The 19,585-nt window shown below is 56.0% G+C and carries 13 protein-coding genes; 3 read left to right on the top strand and 10 right to left on the bottom strand.

The window, feature by feature from the left end; all coding sequences use genetic code 11:
- Positions 1-8: 8 nt before the first annotated feature.
- Together BM399_RS06835 and BM399_RS06830 are read right to left on the bottom strand one after the other, a co-directional pair.
- On the bottom strand, positions 9-392 hold the full coding sequence (locus tag BM399_RS06835) for a c-type cytochrome (protein WP_244531107.1): 384 nt from the start codon (positions 390-392) through the stop codon (positions 9-11).
- 4 nt (positions 393-396) lie between these two features.
- Positions 397-1,341: a metallophosphoesterase family protein gene (locus BM399_RS06830; protein WP_092865904.1), complete on the bottom strand. Its 945-nt coding sequence runs from the start codon at positions 1,339-1,341 to the stop codon at positions 397-399.
- A 328-nt stretch (positions 1,342-1,669) separates the two neighbouring features.
- Between BM399_RS06830 and BM399_RS06825 the strand changes: the two genes are divergently transcribed.
- Positions 1,670-2,227 carry a cytochrome P460 family protein gene (locus BM399_RS06825; protein WP_092865902.1) on the top strand — a complete coding sequence of 186 codons (558 nt, stop codon included), beginning with the start codon at positions 1,670-1,672 and terminating at the stop codon, positions 2,225-2,227.
- A 57-nt stretch (positions 2,228-2,284) separates the two neighbouring features.
- On the opposite strand, the gene BM399_RS06820 is transcribed toward BM399_RS06825, so the two are convergent.
- Positions 2,285-2,566, bottom strand: a complete 282-nt coding sequence (locus BM399_RS06820; protein ID WP_143111353.1) for a hypothetical protein — start codon at positions 2,564-2,566, stop codon at positions 2,285-2,287.
- 441 nt (positions 2,567-3,007) lie between these two features.
- On the opposite strand from BM399_RS06820, the gene BM399_RS06815 reads away from it, so the two are divergent.
- Both BM399_RS06815 and BM399_RS06810 read left to right on the top strand, forming a co-directional pair.
- Positions 3,008-5,248 (top strand): polysaccharide pyruvyl transferase family protein, encoded by a 2,241-nt coding sequence (locus BM399_RS06815; protein ID WP_092865896.1) that lies wholly within the window; start codon positions 3,008-3,010, stop codon positions 5,246-5,248.
- Between the two features lie 18 nt (positions 5,249-5,266).
- The gene (locus BM399_RS06810) at positions 5,267-7,468 is read left to right on the top strand and encodes a glycosyltransferase (RefSeq protein ID WP_092865893.1); all 2,202 of its coding nucleotides are present in this window, start codon (positions 5,267-5,269) and stop codon (positions 7,466-7,468) included.
- 66 nt (positions 7,469-7,534) lie between these two features.
- Here BM399_RS06810 and BM399_RS06805 read toward each other — a convergent pair whose 3' ends face one another.
- From BM399_RS06805 to BM399_RS06770, 7 genes are all read right to left on the bottom strand, one after another.
- On the bottom strand, positions 7,535-10,621 hold the full coding sequence (locus tag BM399_RS06805) for an FG-GAP repeat domain-containing protein (protein ID WP_092865890.1): 3,087 nt from the start codon (positions 10,619-10,621) through the stop codon (positions 7,535-7,537).
- A gap of 96 nt (positions 10,622-10,717) precedes the next feature.
- Positions 10,718-12,523: an HlyD family type I secretion periplasmic adaptor subunit gene (locus tag BM399_RS06800; protein ID WP_092865887.1), complete on the bottom strand. Its 1,806-nt coding sequence runs from the start codon at positions 12,521-12,523 to the stop codon at positions 10,718-10,720.
- Positions 12,524-14,818 (bottom strand): peptidase domain-containing ABC transporter, encoded by a 2,295-nt coding sequence (locus tag BM399_RS06795; protein ID WP_425284060.1) that lies wholly within the window; start codon positions 14,816-14,818, stop codon positions 12,524-12,526.
- 480 nt (positions 14,819-15,298) lie between these two features.
- The gene (locus BM399_RS06785; RefSeq protein ID WP_092865881.1) at positions 15,299-16,192 is read right to left on the bottom strand and encodes a hypothetical protein; all 894 of its coding nucleotides are present in this window, start codon (positions 16,190-16,192) and stop codon (positions 15,299-15,301) included.
- Positions 16,193-16,238: 46 nt separating this feature from the next.
- The gene (locus BM399_RS06780) at positions 16,239-17,009 is read right to left on the bottom strand and encodes a class I SAM-dependent methyltransferase (RefSeq protein ID WP_092865878.1); all 771 of its coding nucleotides are present in this window, start codon (positions 17,007-17,009) and stop codon (positions 16,239-16,241) included.
- A 64-nt stretch (positions 17,010-17,073) separates the two neighbouring features.
- The gene (locus BM399_RS06775; protein ID WP_092865875.1) at positions 17,074-18,288 is read right to left on the bottom strand and encodes a glycoside hydrolase 5 family protein; all 1,215 of its coding nucleotides are present in this window, start codon (positions 18,286-18,288) and stop codon (positions 17,074-17,076) included.
- Between the two features lie 10 nt (positions 18,289-18,298).
- Entirely contained in the window at positions 18,299-19,489 is a 1,191-nt protein-coding gene (locus BM399_RS06770) for a polysaccharide biosynthesis protein (RefSeq protein WP_143111352.1), read from the bottom strand.
- Positions 19,490-19,585: the final 96 nt, after the last annotated feature.

Below are 19,585 nucleotides of genomic sequence, written 5' to 3'. Positions count from 1 at the left end.
TCTGGCACCTACTTCGCCCGTTCCTTCAAATACTCGATCACGTCGGCTCGATCTTGGGCGCCATCGAGGTGAAAGAACATCTTCGAACCCGGCACTAGTTTCTGCGGATCCGTAAGCCATCGGTCGAGGCTGTCTTGATCCCATGTAATACCCGACTTCTTGAGGGGAGCGGAATAGCTGTAATCGGGAACCGAGCCAGCCTTTCTGCCGAATACGCCCCGATGTTTCGGGCCGACATCGTTGGTGTCGAGCGAATGACAGTCCTGGCAGCTCTGGTAAATTTGCTCGCCGTGAGCGGCATCTGCGGCCGCATGGACGGTCGATATCAGGAAGATCATTCCCATTGCGCCGGCAGCGAGCCCCGCCGCCGCGCGTATCATCTCAAGCTTCATCACACTACCCCGCCAATGACGTGTCGGTTATGGCGAGAGGCGACTCCGTTCTTTTGAACGCCACGCTCGTCGTCCCGAGCACGCTGCGGAGCTTCTCCGCCGGCACGACCATCGGGCCCGGAGAGGGTGCCGTTCCCGGCGCCGGTTGCGGAAAGGCCGTCGAACGCGCAGTGTGGAATGTGATGTTTCCTTCGACCTTCTGCATCAGCTGGTGAATGTGGCCGTTGAGAACGGTCACCGACCCGAAGCGCTTGAGGTAGCCAAGTGCGATTGCGGCGTCATCGGTGCCCCATCCCCAGTTCGGATAGACGGACCAGAGCGGAATGTGCGCGAAAATGACAATCGGCGTTGATGACTTGAGCGGGCGAAGATCGTCTTCGAGCCATTCGAGCTGCTCCTTACCGAGATACCCGAGGCCGAATGACTTCAGGTTTGTGACGTTGTTCAAACCGACGAAGTGCACGCCGTTATCGTCGAAACTGTACCAGCCTCCGCCTTTCGTGCCCTTACCGTACCGCTCGAGATATGCCTTCTCGGTTGCTTCGTCCGTGATGTCATGTTCGCCGGGCACGTAATGCACATCGACGCCGGTGCCGCCGATAACTTGGTTTGCGAGATCAAATTCTGAGGGCTTGGCACTGTGGGTGATGTCGCCGGTGTGCAGCATAAACGTGGGCTTCACGGGCAGCGCATTGACCCGGCCAACTGCCTCCTTGAGCGTATCGAGCGCGTGCGGATTGGCCGGCTTGTCGAACCCCACATGACTGTCGGATATCTGGAGAAACGTGAACCCGCTTTTCGCAGCTTCAGCGGCCTCGGCGGCATCAAGCAACGATAGCGATGTCGGAACACCGCCGGCAACCGTCCAAAGCACACCCGTTCCCGCCCAGACCATGCATTCCAGCGCATGCCGCCGGTTCACGCCCTCGTCGTTCTTGCTGTCGCTCATGTCAATATCCTCTCAAAGGTCCGCGACTTGGCGGATCGAAAGGGTAGACTCGAGGGACACGCGGTTTATTCCCGGCCATGTCAGAAAAATTCGGACGCACACTGCCCGCAAATGGAAAGCAGCAAATTTAGCACAACTCCGCACACGAACGATGTTCGGCAACGCCGCATTACCGAAGCGCGCGCTATCGGGGGAGTCAAATTTCAAAATCAAAGCCAAAGCTGCAATTTCGATCCATCGCCCAGACGGTTGGCCTATGGATTCTAACGTCACGGAATGACACAAAGTCACTGACTTCAGCGTGCAAAGTGGAGCAAAGGGGTGAGTCATGAATGGAAGTCAATCGTGGCCGATTGTGATCATCGCGGGATCGCTCACAGTCGTCGGAGGGTTGGCCATTGCCGCCCAAGATAGATATACGGTGAGCGTCCCGAACGGGCTCGCGTTCTCCGAGTTCAAAGGATACGAAGATTGGCCCGCCGTCTCCGTCAGTCATACAGAAGGCGCCATTGCCGTCATCCTGGCCAACCCCGTGATGATCGAGGCCTACAAGTCCGGAATTCCCGAAAACGGCAAGCCTTTCCCTGACGGCTCCAAAATCGCGAAAGTCCATTGGAAACCGGAAAAGAGTACCGAAGCCCCCGGTCCAACGACGATACCCGGCGCCCAGCAAAACGTTGACTTCATCGAGAAGGATAGCAAGCGCTTCGCCGATAGCGGCGGATGGGGATACGCCGCGTTTATATACGACGCCAAATCCGACGAGTTCACACCCGCGACCGTCGATGATCAGCCGCCGCAGGAAAACGACGCCAAGTGCGGCTTCGCCTGCCATACGATCGTTTCAGCAAAAGATTACATCTTCACGGCATACGGAAAGCGCTGACAGAGATCAGCCTCACTCTGTCTGGCGGAAAGCTCAGTCGGGCGAGTGATCTAATTCCTACTCGCCGACTGCCGCACGAGCGAGCATCTCAATCACGTTGTCCTGCGTGCGAGCATCCCTCGCAAGCGCGTCCATGACGTCGCCCCAAGACAACTCGATCCACCCGTCAAGCTTTCGCTTCGCTGCAAAGACCTGACCCGTGTCTTTCCGCTTCACGAGCGCCAGTCTTCTCTCTGCGGGAGCAACATCTTCCCACAGAAGGACAGAACACCATTTGGAGCCACCGGCGCACTGGACCACAACTTCGCCGTTACCCTGCACAATTCGAGGTTCGCTCATCTTCCGTTCCTCCACCCAGGGCTCACAGTGAACTCAACGCCTGCGGATAAATCACCGATTGTACACAAACCCTGAGGTCACGCAGTTCGAACTCGATTTCAGAATTCAGGGGTCCGCAGATATTCAAGCCTCAGAACATAAGGGTCTTTTGTGGATAACCATATCGCGACCGTCTGATTATACCAGATGGCAACTGTTCTACACGGCCCGCGCTGTGCTGTTGTTGGCGGCATTAATCTCACCGGGCACTGCATTTTCAGCCACCCCTGACTTTTAGTTCACGTCCATTTTGTTTCATCGGGCGCCGATATTGGGAGCCGCTCATGCGTCATAGAACAAGACTTCATTGTCACGCGATGATCCGCACATCTCACAAGGCGGCCTTGGCCTCGTCCTGGCTCTGAATCGCGAGCTCGGCTCCAAGAGAGTCCTTTGCAAGATATGAAACAAATTCGCTTTGACGATCCGAGCTCGGCCCAGCAACGAGCGCTTTTGCTCGGCCATTTTTCAACGGTCGGCGATATTCAATGTCTGGAGTTCGTCAAGCGGTGTCTTGCGAACGCTCGACTACGCTACGACGTCGCCGCCTTCGGAGCCAACGTTCGCAGCGAGCTCAAGGGCTCCATCAGCCCGGCAATGGCAGAGCCGCGTTCCTATACTCATCTCGTCATTGTTTGCGGTCCTTGCTGGCCCGGCCTGCTTCAGAACCACAATTTCGATATCGACCAATACGGGCACTGCAAACGCATCGGCATCAATCTGACGATGGTGGAACCGCTCGCCGTGTGGAATCCTTTCGATGTATTGCTCGAGCGCGATTCCGATGCAGCCACCAGGCCCGACCTCACATTTTTGGTCGGAACGGAAAAGGTTCCGGTGTTGGGCCGCTGTCTTATCAAGAGCCAGCATGAGTATGGTGCGAGGCAGAGACACAGCAAAGTCATCGACAGCATAAACGATTTAATCGAACGGCGCGGATTGCCGGTATTCGATGTCGATACGCGGTGGCCGAAAGCGTCAAACGCGGGCGGCATTGGGTCGCCCGAAGGCGTCAGCGCGCTCATCGGCGTTGTCGACACGTTGATTACAAATCGATTGCACGGGCTTGTCTTCGCACTTCGAAATGGCGTGCCTGTGATTGCTGTGGACTCCGTTGCAGGCGGCGACAAAGTCACCGCGCAAGCTCGGACCCTTGAGTGGCCGGTGTGCTTGCAAGCAGATGAAGCAACGCCCGAAGCGATGGACGCAGCGTTGAACTGGTGCCTGACGTCCGAAGCGCATGCTGCAGTGCTGCATTCACGGGAACGGGCTCAGCGCCTCCTAGCCGGCATCGAACTCCAAATTTCTGAGATGCTCGCGCCAGCCAATCATCCGATGCCCATCGGCTCAGATGAGATCGCCCGCCCGGGACCGTCAGGTTACTTTCCCTTCCGGTCGCCACCTCAACAAAAGCCAATATCTGCGAAGCCGAATTTCAAATCGTTTGCCGCCGATGACGTAAAACAGAGCGATTGGATTGAACCGGATCAACTCCAAGTCAGCCGTAGCGTCAGAGCCGAACCGGCGGCCAACCGAAGTTCTCTACTTCGCGAGCTGGTCGGACTTGCAGGCAAACAGGAGCCCACCGAGCCACCCGAGGACGATGAAAATAAGCACGGAACGATAAGCCCCCGGCAACTGTCTTCAGAAATCCAGTTCGACGCCGACGGCGACTGTCGCTATGCCCGAAATGACCGGCACTTCGCGCGCGTCGCCCATATTTTTCATCAGAATTGGCACGGGATACGTTCCGCCGCTGGCGTGCAGCCGGGCCACAAAGTGGCGATCCCTTTGCAGCGCCCCCTCAGCAAGGGCGATCTGATGAAACTCGTTATCCAGCTCGAAGAGTGGGGCATCCAGAAAGCTGTCTTTCATGGCTTCTCAGACGCCGCCGAGCGCGCCATCCGGCTGGTGCGTGCAGCCGGGATCGAATGCTACCTCGTTTGGCACGGGAATCTGAGCCAACTTGCGTGGAAACCCGAAGCTCAATTTTTCGAGCGCGCCATGACCATCTGCCGGCAGGGCATCGTCCGGCGTGTGCACATGATGAAGTCCGGCATGGGCATGGTGTTCCCGCGGGCATACGAACCGATGCTCCTCAACTGCCCCCCCTCAACCAACCGGCGCCGGCTTGTCCCGGCCTTTGCCGGAAATCGCAAGATTGCTCTGGTGCCGGCCTTTCCTGATATCCGCAAGAACTTGCACTCGAGTCTTCTCGGAGCTGCGCTATCGAGCTCGATTCAGGAAATTCTCCACTATGGAAAAATTCTTGGGACGATGCCCGAGACGGCGAGATGCAAAAAGGTGCTATACGCGGGTCATCACAATCACATCGCATTCCTGCACGACATCGACGTTAGCGTAAATGTCACGACGATCGATTGCCATCCCATGGTCGACATGGAAGCACTCGGCGCAGGAGCAATGGTGCTTTCGGGACCGCTGTTTCTCGACGCGCTCACAGAGCATCCGTTTACGGCGCTCAGCGTAATCGCGAACCCCTTCAATGTGCGTGAAATCGGAAAGCGCCTTGATTACCTGAGCTCGATGAACAATCCCGAGCTGCAGGCAATCATGTCGGATTACGCATCTGAAATTACGCGCGTTTCGAAAAAACGTTATGCCGAATTTCTCAACCTCTAATTTTCAAGAGATCGCTTTATGGCCATTCGCGTCTGCATCGCAACGTTCGAGCTGAAGAATTTTACATCGGGCGGAATTGGAGTTCTAGTTCATAATCTACTCAAGACTTATGGCGGTGATCCCAGCCTTGAGTTTTCCATCCTTTGGTACGGCGAGAAGGCACTGAGTGAGGGATTGTTCCGACGCGTCCACCCCGCGTGTAATTTTTTCGACGCCAAGGCTTGGGCTTCCCGGACTCCTGCCGAAGATATCAGCTATCCGCCTGCCGACGCCTTCATGCTGACCCGTCACAGCCAATCCGCCGAACTGATGAAAGCGCTTCGCGCCATAGAACAACATTCAGGCCCCTTCGATGTTATCGAATTTCCCGACTTTGGCGGCGTTGCACTAGCCACGCTGCAGGAAAAATTGATGGGTCGCGCCTTCGCGCACTCAACGATCGCCGTACGAATCCACAGCACGGAGGCTGTTCTACGCAGCCGAGACCACCGCCCTGCCCATTGTGGAAATTTGGTGATTGCCGATATCGAGCGGAAAGCTCTATCCGACGCCGACATCGTCGTTGGTCACCTTCAACCGATCATAGATGATGTCGCTTCGCATTTTGGCTTCAACGAAGCATGGAAGCGAAAGGCAGTCGTTGAAACTCCGCCGGTGCTGCTGGAATCCGACGAACGCGAAGCGAGCACCAAATTCACTGAGAGCACCCCGCTCGTGTTCACCAGCAAGATTCAGTGGGTGAAACGAGCACACGTATTCATCAATGCCGCCGTCGGCTTCATGGACTCCACCCCTGAATATCAAGGCGACGCATTATTACTGGCGCATATCGTCAACGACGAACTGTACCGGCATTGCGAAAACTTGATTCCAGACCATCTCAAAGCGCGCATCAAGATTCTGGACAATCTGAATAACTCCATGCGGGAAGAGACCATTTCCAATTCGGTCGCAATATTTCCCGCTGCCTACGAGAGCTTCTGTCTTGCCGCGTATGAAGCAAATCTCCTGGGTGCGCTCGTCATTCTCAACAGCGGCAATCCTGCCTTCGGCCCTAAGACGCCTTGGGTGAATGGAACCAGTTGCGAGAAGTTCGATGGTACTGCCCACGATCTTGTCGGCTTGCTTCAAGACATGTGGTCACGCCGCCATGGACTGAAGCATGAGCGGGTGGCATTGAAACCCGCCGCCGCGCCATATTGGACGCATACTGCGATAAGCAGATCGTCGCGGCCGTCCGACGCTGAGCCGAAGCGGCTCTCAATCATCGTTGCAACAAGCAATGAGTATGGCGATCCGATGGATACGATCTATTCGGCGCTTCAAGTGGAAGGACTGGACGTCGAAGTTATCTTCGCATGTGATCGCAGCCCATCCGCACTCGAACGAGCAGCGGTTTTTGAACGTCTGAAGGGCTCAACGCTCGTTTCCGAAGGGACGGTCAAGATCGTCGAACTCGGCTTTCGCGGCGGCCTTGCGGCACTCTGCAATCTGGGGATCCGCAGCGCCGAGAATGACATCGTTGCATTTTGCAGAGCCGGTACGTCGATCGACGCGGCGTTTCTGGTCGATGCCGTAGAGACGCTCAACACGCAACCCGATTTTGACTTCGTGATCCCGCAATTGATTTTCGAGAAGCTGCCGTCCGAGCCCGAGGTTCTGCATCCTGATAGAGTTCGATTAGGAGAGGCGCTGAATACGGGGGTCGTGGCGAATCTTTTCGGCACCATCGAAATGGTGGGACGACGCGCCGCTATCGAAGCCATCGGCTTCGATGAGACTTTGGACCGAAATGTCGATTGGGATTTCCATATGCGAGCATGCGCGAGCGGGCATCGCTACATCGCAAGCAATCGGATTGAAGCTCGCGTCGAACTATTCCCGGACGCGGCGCCCATAAGCTTCAGAAGTCATATCGATGCGGTTCTCGTCAAACACGAGGTGAGTTCGCCCGGTGGAAAGGTCACGTTTGCCGCCGCACTCGATGCGACCGACTTGAGCTACAAGGCTTGGAAAGGGGCGGGCGAAAACGACGGAGAAGAGCCCGATATTTCGGCGGCAAATTCCGTGCTGATCTCTCGACGGCCAATCTCCTATTACTTCCACGAGCGAAGGCCCTGGTGGAAGATTGCCCTGAAAAATCCAAACAAGCCTGTGCGCTGGCTGCTGTTGCGGGAAATGCAAGCGCGAGTACGAAACCGTCCGCAGCGGGGCAATTGAAACATCACTGGGTCTGGGGCCGCCGGATACGAAGCCGGCAGCCCATGACCCAATTGAGTGGCACGCTTATACGTGACTGACGATTTGAGTATTCGATAGACTGCTCACCACAATGCTATCGACACCGGTCCCGTTGACATCTGCGACGCCACGGAAATTCTGAGAGGGTGAGTACCCTTCATTCGTTCCGTAAGCATGCAAGCTTTCGCTGATCCCAAACGTCACATGTCCGGTCGCGGCGTCCACCGTCGGCGTTGCAATAAACGTATAATCCGCGCCGAAACCGACGATATCGATCTTACCATTACCGTAGAGGTCGCCTAACACGCGTGTGTTTACAGCTGTGCTCCACCCTTGCTGCGTACCGAAGTTCGCCATGGCGAGGTATGCTGCGCCGAACGCACCGCTTCCGTCGGCATTGGCCTGCTGACCGATCGAGACCCAAACGCCAGCGTCGCCGAAAGCGACGACATCAAGCCGCCCATCTCCATTGATGTCGGCAAGAATGCGATCCGACGTCGACGTATCCCACCCCTGGTCTCGGCCGAAATCGATATTCGTTCCGGTAGAGCCCTTCTGAATGGCACCGAGCGAGTAGACCTGTGACCCCGCGGTCGCACCGGCGGTAAACTGACCGTAAGCGTATTCCAATCCGGTCGGTCCCATTCCGACGAAGTCGGCAATTCCGTCGTTGTTCAAGTCGATCATGTTGCCCCGGTAATCGCGGAACGTTTGGATATCCAACGTGCTGTCCCATCCCGATGCGCCGCCGAGCGTTTGCGAGCCCGCAGCAATATAGCTTGCCGCTGGCGTCGCCGTAGGATTGAACGCCTGCTGTCCAACCCAAAGACCGGAAACGCCGAACCCGACGATTGAGGCGTAGGCATCGGATTTGGAGAGGAAGGCGACATCGACGCCGTACGTCTGGGTCCAGCCTTGGGCGAGCCCGAAGTTGTTATAGACCTTCGACCCGGTTGCCGCGCCCGAACTCGCAACAGAAGCGTAATGAAACCCGTCCGCGCCGACCGCCCAAAGCGTATCGAAGTGATCCGTCGGTGAACTCGAGAGGTTTCCGACAAAATCCATTCCGCGCTGGTTCGCCGCCGTGTAGCCTTGAGCGATTGTAAAATCATTGGCTAAGGATCTGAGACTCGTCGAGAAGCTCGCGCCGCCATTATACTGAGACGCGTCCCCGAGAGACGCAGAAGCATAGACCGTTGAAGCGCCGAACCCGACGAAATCGGCCCGGCCATCACCATTGAAATCAGCGAGCGTACGTAACGTATCCGCGCTAGCCCATCCCTGCGACACCGCAAAATTACTGTAGAAATCTGTGATCGAAAAATTGGGGCTGAGAAGAGGATGCGCAAGATTGGCGACGTCATCCACCGAACGCGCCAAAATGGTATAGGAACCCGTCGCGGCGGGCGTCCACGTGTAAGACCAGCTGACATTCGCGGCGGCCGCTGCGAAATTGGCTTCATGCCAAGTGTTGCCGCCGTCGGTCGATACTTCTACGCCCGCAACGACGCCGCCGCCCTGGTCCGTTGCTGTACCGGTGATTGTTACGAGCTGCCCCGCAACGAACTGTGCGGCGGTGTTCGTTGAGATAACCGTGGTCGGCGGCAAGAAGTCCGTCGATTGCGAGGCCAAGACCAAGCTCGAATCCAGCGATTGCGGCTGAATTCCCTCTTGAGCCAGAAGATTGACCATCGCCTGCTGGAAGGCCGGATCGGCTGGCGCATCGGTTGGCGACCCGTCCGGCCCCGGCGTATGCAAGGACGAGAGGGACCAAGACCACATGATGCTTCCCGCGGCGAATACTAGCGCACCGCTGGGCGCACGATACAGGGTCAGATTGTGGGTTGCAGTGCCCGTGATCAATCCCGTGAGGATGTAGGCATTGCTCACCGCGTCAGACGTCACCGTGGTGGACGACAGAGGCACGAGACCCGCTGGACTGAACCCATTGTTCGCCACCTCGCTTGATGTGGCGTTCACATCCCATTCGTATCCTAGGTAGTCACTCTGACTTGTATATGTTTGTCCGGGTTGGAGATTAGCGACTTCCGTGTTTTTCCAGATGTTCAGTTGAGCGTACTTGTACGGCACGGTGATTGGATTGAGCGGAGTATTGTGGTCCCAATCCACGTAGTACATCTGGCCGGAAAGTCCGTTCTCGGGAATAAGGCCGCCAGCTGGATCACGGGTCGCACCCGTCCATACGCCATCGGGATTCTGCAATCCCGTGGCTGATGTTTTGTAGGTCACCAGCGTGCGATTGGGATCTCCGCTTCCGTCGATGCTCGGAAGAAGCTCGGTCGTCCAATAGCTTTCGTTGCCGCTCCAAAAATTGAGACTGACGCCCGCGTCGCGAGCCGCGCGGACATTATTCTGCTGCTGTGCAGTCCAATATTCATCGTGGCCGACCGACAAAAATGCCTTGTGGTTGAGCAAGAGGCTGCCGTTCGTCGCCGTATCGATACCGGATTGATAGCTGACGTCGTAACCGTTCTTCTCGAGAAAATATATCGCCGGCAGTTCCTCGCCGAAAACGAAATCCCAAGGTCCCGACGCCGTCGTATCGTCAGGCCCGGCAGGAGTTTGAATCGGCCGGTTGTAGCTGATGTTCTGTGCCGTATCGGTGTAGAAGCTTCCGCCACCCCAGGCATTGTAAGCTTGCCAGGTTGAATCCGATGTTTGAAAGATGATGTCGGAGGTGCTCGCATTATTCGTCACAACGAACGGAATGATGTTTTCGCCACTCGTTCCGTCCAGACGGGTCAATTTAGCGATGTAGACGCCGGATGTCGCGTTGGTTGGGATATTCCATGAATCCGTGACGCTCCAATTCCCGGCGTCGATGTTGCCGGTGGTCGGGTCAGTTATCGGATTGGGCTGGTTGACCGCGCCCTGGTGCTCCATCGACGTAACGAGCGTAGCCCCATCGCCGCCATAATATCCCAAACGATAGATATCGATCCGGTAATCGTTGGAGTCTGTGTTGATTTTGAAATTGACTGTGCTCCCCAAATTCGTGCTCATCGAGGTCGTGAACCCCTCGATACTCGAACTCGCCTCGCCCGGCTGAAGCATCCATTCGCTTTGGGGAGCTCCCGGCTTCTCATTCTCAAGTACAATTGCATTCGACATCGCGCACCTTCAAAATTTTTGAAAACATTCTGACCACTGAGCTATGATATTTTATTCCAGACTTTCATAATCATCGATATTGAGCACCTAATTCGATTAGCGTTCCTGCAGCGAAGCGGATTGAATTTCGCGAAGCGGAGACAACACGTAGTCGATGGCGCGACGCTGCCCTGTCTTGACCTCGGCACTCACCGACATCCCGGGACGCAGCCGAATTTTCTCTCCGTCGACATCGATCGTTTCTCGCGAGATGGTTATTCTGGCAGGAAACGCGAGCGTCTCTGCTGTTGCGGCATTTGTAGAAGTGGGTGCCCCTTGCGGCCTCGTCAGGCTTGCGGCGTCGCTAAGATTTGCAGCCGTTTTCTGATCGACGCCATCATGCGAGATGGTCGTGACGGTACCCTCGAGCGTCCCATATCGCGTGAATGGAAACGCATCGACCTTGATCGTCACGGGTTGTCCCACCTTCACGAAACCGATGTCGCGATTGAGGATCATGGCTTCAATTTCGATTGGAGCATCATCCGGCACAATCGTCATGAGGGATTGCCCGCTCGACACAACCTGTCCGACCGTCGTCACGGAAAGTTGCTGAACCATTCCGTCGATCGGCGCCACCAGCCGCGTCTGCGCCTCTTTCACGGTCGCTTTGATGAGATCCTGCACCAACCCGTCGCGCTTGCGCTGAGCCTCGGCGAGCTTCGCCGTTTGCTCAGATATGAACTGCGCAATAGCTTCGTCGATTTTGGCCTTAGCGGAATTCTTGGCTGCCTCGACCTCAATGAGCTCACCCTGATCGCTCGCGAGATTTGTCTTTTCCCGCTCATATTCCTGCATGGCATCGAGAACCCTTGCGCGGTATCCCCCACCCTGCGAGTCGATCTCATTTCTTACGTCCACGCGCTCCTTCAATACGGCGAGCAAACTCTTCCTCGCCGCGACCGTCATCGTCGTATGATCGTAACGCGCGCCCGCCTCTCTCAACTGTGCTTCGAGGCTGTCACGCGTTGAAACCAAGTGAGCAACATCGGCCACGAGAACGTGCTCTTCCCGATCGCGCAGAACGTCGCCGAGGCTCTCGTCGAAAGGAATGGGCCGCAACGCGAGAGTATCGCTACGCGCGATTGCAACGGCGACCTCCCGCCGCGCAATTTCTGCTCGCGTGGCCTGAAGTTCCAATGCTTGCGCTGTTTTATCGGCCGCCGTTTCGGTCGGATCAAGTTCGATAAGAAGATCGCCCGCCTTGACGTGACTGCCGTTTTCAACGTGCATCGCGATGACTTTACCCGGCAACAATGGCTGAACGATTTTTGAGCCGCCTCTGGGCTGAATTTTGCCGCTCGCCGTCGCATAAATATCGAGATGGCCGAAATACGACCACGCCAGCACGGACGAAAAGCCGAGACAAACGAACCAAAGCAAAGCGACGGCGATGGGCGATGGTGGCGTTTCAACAAGCTCGAGCGCCGCCGGTAGAAACTCCCGATGCACCGCTTCCATTCGCTGACGCGTGGCCGGGGAGACAGCAACGCCGCGGTCTCTGAGAACCGGCCGCAAACCGCCTCTGGTGAAGAACCGCGCAATCGCACCGGCAAGGCCGCTGAACGAATTGCGCGACGCCAAGGAAAATATTGCGAAGAAAAGAGCCAGCGCCACCGGAACCGAAACAAGTAGCTCGACAAACGCCAACACCAATGGCTGCCCATTTAGCGCGTCACCCGCGTTGCGGGCCGATGCCATCACTGCGGACGAAACGTCCATCCACCAGCCGATGACGGATGGGGACGATGGGCGCCCGCCCCAAGCGCCACCTGCAAAATATAAGAAGAGTTGATGGGTAATACCGAGGATGCCGGCGAACAACGACAGGCACCCGATCAACCGGACAGCGCGCGCTTTCACTTAAGCCTCCATCGTCGAAAACTGAAGTTTATGAAGGGTCGCGTAGGCACCGCCGACGCGCTTGCGAAGCTCAATGGGCGAGCCGTCTTCGACAATGCTCCCATCTTTGACAACGATAATGCGTTCGCAGCACTGCACCGCCGCCAGGCGATGTGCGATGATGATGACGGTGCGCCCCTTCGTCATTTCCCGCATATTCGCGCGAATGATTTGCTCACTCTCGTAGTCGAGCGCACTCGTCGCCTCATCCAGGATCAGGATGCGTGGCTGCGTGACCAAGGCTCGCGCAATCGCGATGCGCTGCCGCTGCCCTCCAGACAGGTTGGCGCCGCGTTCCTCTATCAACGTGTCGTAGCCAAGTGGCAGCTTCGAAATGAATTCATCGGCGCCCGCGAGCTTCGCAGCCGACATGATCGCACTGCGCGGCAATGCCGGATTGGCAAGCGCGATGTTGTCGTGAATGGAACGGTTGAACAAAAGGTTCTCTTGCAGGACCACCCCGATCTGGCGTCGTAGCCAGCTCGTGTCGACGTGTCCGATATCGATGCCGTCCAAGAAAATCTGCCCGCGCTCTGGACGATAAAGCCTCTGAACCAGCTTCGTCAGCGTAGATTTTCCGGATCCCGAAGGACCCACGATCCCGATGACCTGACCCTCCGGAATTTCGATATTGATATCCCTCAGCACATCACTGCCGTCGGGCGAATACCGGAAACTGACGTCGCTGAACTTGATGGCACCACGCAAAGGCGCGAGGCTCGCGCACGCTTGAGGCTTGTTCTCGACCGGACTTCGCAAAATATCGCCGAGGCGGTCTACCGAAATATGAACTTGCTGGAAGTCTTGCCAAAGTTGCGAGAGCCGAAGTATCGGCGCGATAGCCTGGTTCATGATCATCGTGAAGGCAACCAACGCGCCGATGCTCATCTCCCCGTTCATCACTGCGCGCGCCCCAAATAGAATTACAAAGGCGGTAGTCGCCTTTCCCACATACTGGATCGCGTTCTGCCCGAGATTGCTTAAGGTGACTGCCTTGAACGATGTGCGCACATAGGAAGCAAGCTTCTCTTCCCACTCATTGCCCAAGGTCGGCTCGATCGACGCCGCCTTGAGCGTCTGCATGCCGACGATCGACTCGACCAGGAACTGCTGACTGGCCGCCCCGCAGTTGAAGCGCTCGTCGATCCGCTGACGCAGTATGGGCCTGACCAGGACGGCGATCCCCACGTAGAAAGGGATCGACGCCAATACGATTGTTGCGAGCAGCGCCGAGTAGCAAAACAGAACGGAAATGAAAATGACCGCAAACAGCGAGTCGATAATTGACGACAGCCCTTGGCCCGTGAGGAACGACCGTATCGTCTCGAGTTCTCGAATGCGAGCAACGGTCTGCCCGGTCGGTCGCGTTTCGAAATATGAGAGCGGCAGGCGCAGCAGATGATCGAACAACCGCGCACCAAGCTCGACATCTATCCGGCTTGTTGTGTGGTTGAGAGCATAGGAGCGCAAATATTGGAGCGTGACGTCGAACGCACCCAGCAAAACCAGGCCGCCAACAATAACCAACAGCGTCGACTCGCCCTTGTAGGGGAGAACCTTGTCGATGATCACCTGAAAGAACAGAGGCGTGATCAATGCAAACAGCTGGATGAATAATGAAGCCGCCAGCACATGAGAGAGCGGACGGCGATACCGCCAAATCGAAGCGAGAAACCAGCGATAATTGAACGCCGCCGGGCTTATACCAGCACCCGCCAAACGACGCCGCAGAAGGATTATTTCACCCCCCCAGCATTCGGCCAGTGCAGCCGAGTCCGCCACCTTCACTGCACGCGTGATTGGAGATACGAGCCGAAACCGACCGTCGGCAAGCCTATTGGAAAGAACGATATACTGGCCGTCATTCAGGCGCAAAACCGCGGGCAGCGGCACGACATTCAGGCGATCGATATTCTGCTGCTTCAGAATTTTCGACTTCAGTCCTATTTTCTGAGCGCCACGGACGATATCCTCGCTACTGCAATGCTTTCCGTAAATGCCGAGAGAATGGGCTATTTGCTCGGGCTGAGCCGCAATTCTGTAATGCGCAGCTATTGCAGCAAGTGCCCAAAAGCCGCTCGCCGACGAGGACGGCACCATTGAATTTGCGGCATTGACGCCCGCTTCATCGCGGTTGAGGTAGGCAATATTGCCCGGAGTCTTCGCGTGACCATTCGTCTTCGGTGTCGCGGCCCCGTCCTTCCCCAGATCGCCTTCCCCTGGGAGGCCACCAGCCCCCGCCGATACATTCAACATGGAATGCCCCCTAAAATTGGAGAAAAAATCAGCTTCTTCTAGCGTAGGCCTCAAAGGCCAATGCCCTCGGCGCCACTAGATCTCCCAATGAATGCAACAAAAATCATACGTTCGCGTCGAACATTACCGCCGCGCAGAAATACCGATGAACAGATCTACCAATTCGAGAACAGCAGCCTGACAGGCCGCGAAATCAAGAAATCGACTGACAATTATCTCTGCGAGAATATGAGAACAAAAATCCGCGCTGCTGTGAATTCAATCAACCGCAAAAGGCGGCTTACACTCATCAATAATTTTTCGACGCATTAAGTAGCGATGATTGTTTTATCCAGCAGGGGTGAAAGAAGGATTAATGTTGATTCAATATTCCAACATTCTTCGGCGAGCCGCATATCGGCCGCACGGAGATGCAATTCCATTCGCGCATTTGTTTTCGGAATTCGGCGAAACGCCGCCGACCACAGGCAAACGCCTTTTTTATTCGGCGCGGAATCCGCTGACATAATCGCCGAAGAAGGCCAACTCACTATAGGCCAAGTCACCAAGTCGCGGGGCCCTCTGCCCTTTGAAGAATTTCGGCTTGTTATCCATGAAATGCCCGATCAATCCCTTGATGGGGCCATTACAATCGATCGCCAGAAGCGGGATGCCCCGCTTGAGAAGATGCCGGCCGATAAGTCCTGCGTATTTGATGATGTCGGAAGGCTGCCTGCAGTAGATCAACTGCGCATAGGAAACATACTGCCTGCGCCTCAGGAATACGAACGGAAGTGCCATATCGCCCGCTTCGCACACCAGACTGATACAGCCGTAATTGCTGTGATCCGCCAGCAACGCAGCATCTGCGGGCGAAAGCCTTGAGCCCTTGGAATTGTAATCGGCATAATCGCAGATGTGCGCAGACCCCCGAGTAGGACTCGCCGCCGCAACCGCTAAGAAATGTCCTCTGCAATAAGGCGCGAAGCCCAGATGATCGAGGACAGGACGCGTGCCGGCGCCGGGTGTTGGATTGAAATAAATGACGTCGTTGAATTTGGCTGCTTGCCGCGCCAAGCGGAAGCCTTGGCCACGAAATTTCGCCTCCACAAACCAACTTGACGTACTGCAACGGATCTCAACGCGCCGCTCTAAGGGGACCGCGGTGAAAATTGTGAAAATGCTGCCGACAACACGGCCTTTACTTTCCAACATCCATCCAAATCTTGGAAAGCCGCCGGGCCACGGTCGATCGGCCAAACGCTGACAGACGCCCTTCCAAACTGCGCGATCGTAACTTGGGAAACCTTTTGCAAGAAGGTCTGCAACTCCGTCGAGATCTGCTTCCTCGATCTCCCGGCAAATAGCTCTGGTGAGTGGCGCGTTATCGTTCATGATCGTCAGGAAGATCCCCGGTCTTAATTTGAAAACTGAAAAAAAATTACAGCGGCTTTCGAAATGCGAACTGCCAAGCCCAGGGAAGGATTCCAAGGCGCGAATGAATGGCAGCGAGCCAGTGCACCGATTTTGGTATCGCACGCACCGAGTAGTTGAAATTTCGCACAGCAATGACTTCGAAGCCGCACGCCTGCGCTCTTCGCTTAAGATCGTTCATCGAGACGCTGAAAAAATGCGCCTTCTCGAAATCCCACCCCGTGGGCGTCAGCCGCCAATACACGCGCTGAAGCGGTCGCGGCAACACACCAAGGAACGGCAAGCGACTGTGCGACTCGATAGGAAAGTATGGGTTCGGCAATTGTCCGACGAGAATGCCCCCCGGCGTCAAACAGCGGTAGATCTCCGCTAATGTCGCAGCGCGCAGTGCAGGCGGCACATGTTCATAGACGTTCGCAAAGGTAACGCAGTCGAAGTGATCATTGGGAAAAGCCAGCTGGTGACCGAAGCCTGGATAGAGACGCGCGCCGTTGCGGGAAATTTTGCTTTCAGGAATATCCGGATCGATGCCCGACCAGCTGAGATTCAAACCTTCGCCGTAACGATCTGTCAGCTCGCCCGACATACAGCCGACGTCCAGGGCATTGTCGGTCCTGGCGAGGCGATACCTCCGAATGAGCTGGTTCAACGAAGCCGACAACTCGTCGTTGCGAGCTGCCCATTCATCCCTGGACTGAAGAAGACCTGTGCCTCTCAAGGCATCGATCTCTTGGCGCGTGCCGCGTGGATTGCCGTTTGCAGTATGTTCTATCGTCATAAAATACTCGCAGTATTACGGGTCAGAATGATTCAAAAAGTTCGCGGCGGCAAATGTCGTTGGTTTATTTGGTTGATGGATCTTGAATTGAAAAAGAAAGAGTGGGCTTCGAAATTTGCCGCACGGCTGCCGCCTGCATGAGGCGCCACAACGGACTATCATCGTTGTGAATATCGAACCCATCGACCGAGTCATCCGGATACTTCCCGCTTTCCTGCCGCGAGACAAGACGCCAGACCATCCAGCCGGAGCAGTCTTGGTTCTGATAGATCGTATTCAGCCAGCTTTGGTAGACGCCGATCTGGTCCTCGTGAACCCTGGACAAACCAAACTCCTCGAGCAGCACAGGCTTGTTGTATCTCGCGCCGATCGCGCAGAACGCATTGATGCGCTCGTTCATTTCGGCGGGAGTTATGTCGTTGAAACGCGGGTAACCGTGCCAAGTGCCGAAATCGATGCCCTCGGTTTGGAGATCAAAGAAATCCCCGTTCGAATTGCCGTGACCGCTCGCGAGCAAGTGATTGCGATCGTGCGATTTCACGAATTGAGCCATATCGGCCAACCATGATCGGAGAAGTGGAATCGGATGGATGTCCGGTTCGTTCATCAGCTCCCAAGCGAAGATGGTCGGATCGTCGGCATAGCGCTTGCCGTTGATACTATTCTCCCGCGTGATGACTGCCTGGACCCAGTTCTTGTAGTCGGCGGTCGTCCGCGGGTCCTTCGCAAAGAACGTGTAAGTGTCGTCGCTGCCGTACCAAGCGCGCATCTGTTGGGCGCCGCCCGTGTATGACCAGAAATCTAGAAATGCCAGAATAACCTTGAGGTTCCGCTTGCGAGCCTCCTCGAGAAGAAAGTCGATGCGGCGCATGCCGTTCGCGCCATCATTGATAGCCATCCGGGATTGCGTTGCATCCCAATAGAGCATGTAGACGCCGTGAACTCCGAGATTGCTCGTCTCAGCCGTGCTTCTCCAATCCCAAATGGCGGGCACATCATTATCGAGCGATCCTATCACCGGCTGAATGAACGTCCGTATGACATTGGCATGCATCGCGACGGCGTCATCGAGAACGTCGGTCACCTCCTGCAGCGATCCGTAGGGAAGATAGTGATTGTTGACGCCGGCAACGTAGAAAGGAATCCCATCGACAGCAAAATGAGTTCCGCTCCGAGTTACAAACGGCGATCGATCCACACCATAGGAAAGGTGAGCCGGCAGCAGCAGAAGCGATAAGATGACCAGTGACACGAGAACAATAGCGGAGCGTCTTTGCATGGCCGACTCCTCAACTCTGCGCCACTGGCGGGCCAAACCGTAGGTTCCAGCCTGCAGCGTTGATTATCGCGGGAAGTTGCATGAGTGATTGAAGCGTAACGGCTACCAGCCAAAGAGCCGTGAGACCGAACAGGCCGCCGCTCAAGCCGCCAACAACGACGGCAACGACTTCGATAAGAGCCCCAGCGAACATCATGAGCGCGGCTGTCGTCATTCGACGCTGCAAACGCATGACCGCAATATAGTGATACTTGATCATAGTCGGCAGCAAGCTGAAGCCCAGCCAATCCAAGCCTGCGCCGGCGATCTCAGGATACCGTGGATTGAAAAAGCCGAGAATTGGCTTCAGGAACAAATAGCAGGCAAGGCCGCCCAAGATGCCAAAAGCCGCCGACAATCCCAATGAAAACCGCAAACGCTGTGCTGCTGTATCGGGATCGGAGGAAGACGTCGCGAAGAGCGCGGTGCCAACCGCCGCAGGCACAAGCATCGCAGCCTGCAGCAACATCCACGCCGCATAAAAGACAGCGTTGACGGTCGGCGATAAAACGACGGTCACAAGAAATGGCAATGCAATCGAAGGTCCGAGTGCGCCAAGATTGAGAATGTGATGACCGAAGATATCTGCGGCATAGGTTCTAAGCCCGGCAAAGTCAGGCCAGGCGAGCAGCTCGCGATGATAAACGGTATAAACGAGAATGCAGCCAAGGGAGGCGACGAGCGCCGCAATCCAAACAGATACAATTGCTGATGCTTGAGGTGCCAAGGAATATGAAAGCACAAGAAACAGCAGCAGCAAGCGCAGCAACGAAAAGACGATTTCTCGCACCATACGGGCCCAGCTCGCAAGTAACCCGATGGCAGCCCCATCTGCGGTAATCGCGATCGCCGTTGCCACCACTCCCGTAAGAAACACAAGACTGTGGCTGCTGAGCATGGATTGCAGTTGTGGAGACAGCCAACTGCTGCAACCAATAAAAATGCAACCCACCGCTAGGCTTGTCAGAACACCGCACAGTATGGCTGCAGTTATTAATCCGTACACACCTCGCCCCGAGTCGGGCCGCCCCATCAAAAGCGTGCCAAGGCTGAATTCGCCACAGAACGCGATGAGATTCATCACTGAAATCGTCGCGGCAGCAAGTCCCTGCCGTTCAGGAGGAAGGATACGCGCCGTCCAGACCCAGAACAGAAAGCCCATCAGCGCGCTTGCAGCAGCCGCGACCGTCAGAAAGCCGGCATTGGTCAAGAGCGTCTGGTTCACGATCAGATCGCTTTTTAGACGTGGCATCCAGAA

It is taken from the genome of Hyphomicrobium facile (assembly GCF_900116175.1).
Taxonomy (GTDB): domain Bacteria; phylum Pseudomonadota; class Alphaproteobacteria; order Rhizobiales; family Hyphomicrobiaceae; genus Hyphomicrobium_B; species Hyphomicrobium_B facile.
Note: the sequence above shows the minus strand (reverse complement) of the source record. Positions and strands in the feature narration are given on the sequence as shown.

What these genes read in the sequence shown, in the direction of transcription:
- BM399_RS06815 (WP_092865896.1), top strand. Translation starts at nt 3,008, where the DNA reads ATGAAACAAATTCGCTTTGACGATCCGAGCTCGGCCCAGCAACGAGCG.
- BM399_RS06785 (WP_092865881.1), bottom strand. Translation starts at nt 16,192, where the DNA reads ATGAACGATAACGCGCCACTCACCAGAGCTATTTGCCGGGAGATCGAG.
- BM399_RS06820 (WP_143111353.1), bottom strand. Translation starts at nt 2,566, where the DNA reads ATGAGCGAACCTCGAATTGTGCAGGGTAACGGCGAAGTTGTGGTCCAG.
- BM399_RS06805 (WP_092865890.1), bottom strand. Translation starts at nt 10,621, where the DNA reads ATGTCGAATGCAATTGTACTTGAGAATGAGAAGCCGGGAGCTCCCCAA.
- BM399_RS06810 (WP_092865893.1), top strand. Translation starts at nt 5,267, where the DNA reads ATGGCCATTCGCGTCTGCATCGCAACGTTCGAGCTGAAGAATTTTACA.
- BM399_RS06775 (WP_092865875.1), bottom strand. Translation starts at nt 18,288, where the DNA reads ATGCAAAGACGCTCCGCTATTGTTCTCGTGTCACTGGTCATCTTATCG.
- BM399_RS06795 (WP_425284060.1), bottom strand. Translation starts at nt 14,818, where the DNA reads ATGTTGAATGTATCGGCGGGGGCTGGTGGCCTCCCAGGGGAAGGCGAT.
- BM399_RS06825 (WP_092865902.1), top strand. Translation starts at nt 1,670, where the DNA reads ATGAATGGAAGTCAATCGTGGCCGATTGTGATCATCGCGGGATCGCTC.
- BM399_RS06835 (WP_244531107.1), bottom strand. Translation starts at nt 392, where the DNA reads ATGAAGCTTGAGATGATACGCGCGGCGGCGGGGCTCGCTGCCGGCGCA.
- BM399_RS06770 (WP_143111352.1), bottom strand. Translation starts at nt 19,489, where the DNA reads ATGGGCTTTCTGTTCTGGGTCTGGACGGCGCGTATCCTTCCTCCTGAA.
- BM399_RS06830 (WP_092865904.1), bottom strand. Translation starts at nt 1,341, where the DNA reads ATGAGCGACAGCAAGAACGACGAGGGCGTGAACCGGCGGCATGCGCTG.
- BM399_RS06780 (WP_092865878.1), bottom strand. Translation starts at nt 17,009, where the DNA reads ATGACGATAGAACATACTGCAAACGGCAATCCACGCGGCACGCGCCAA.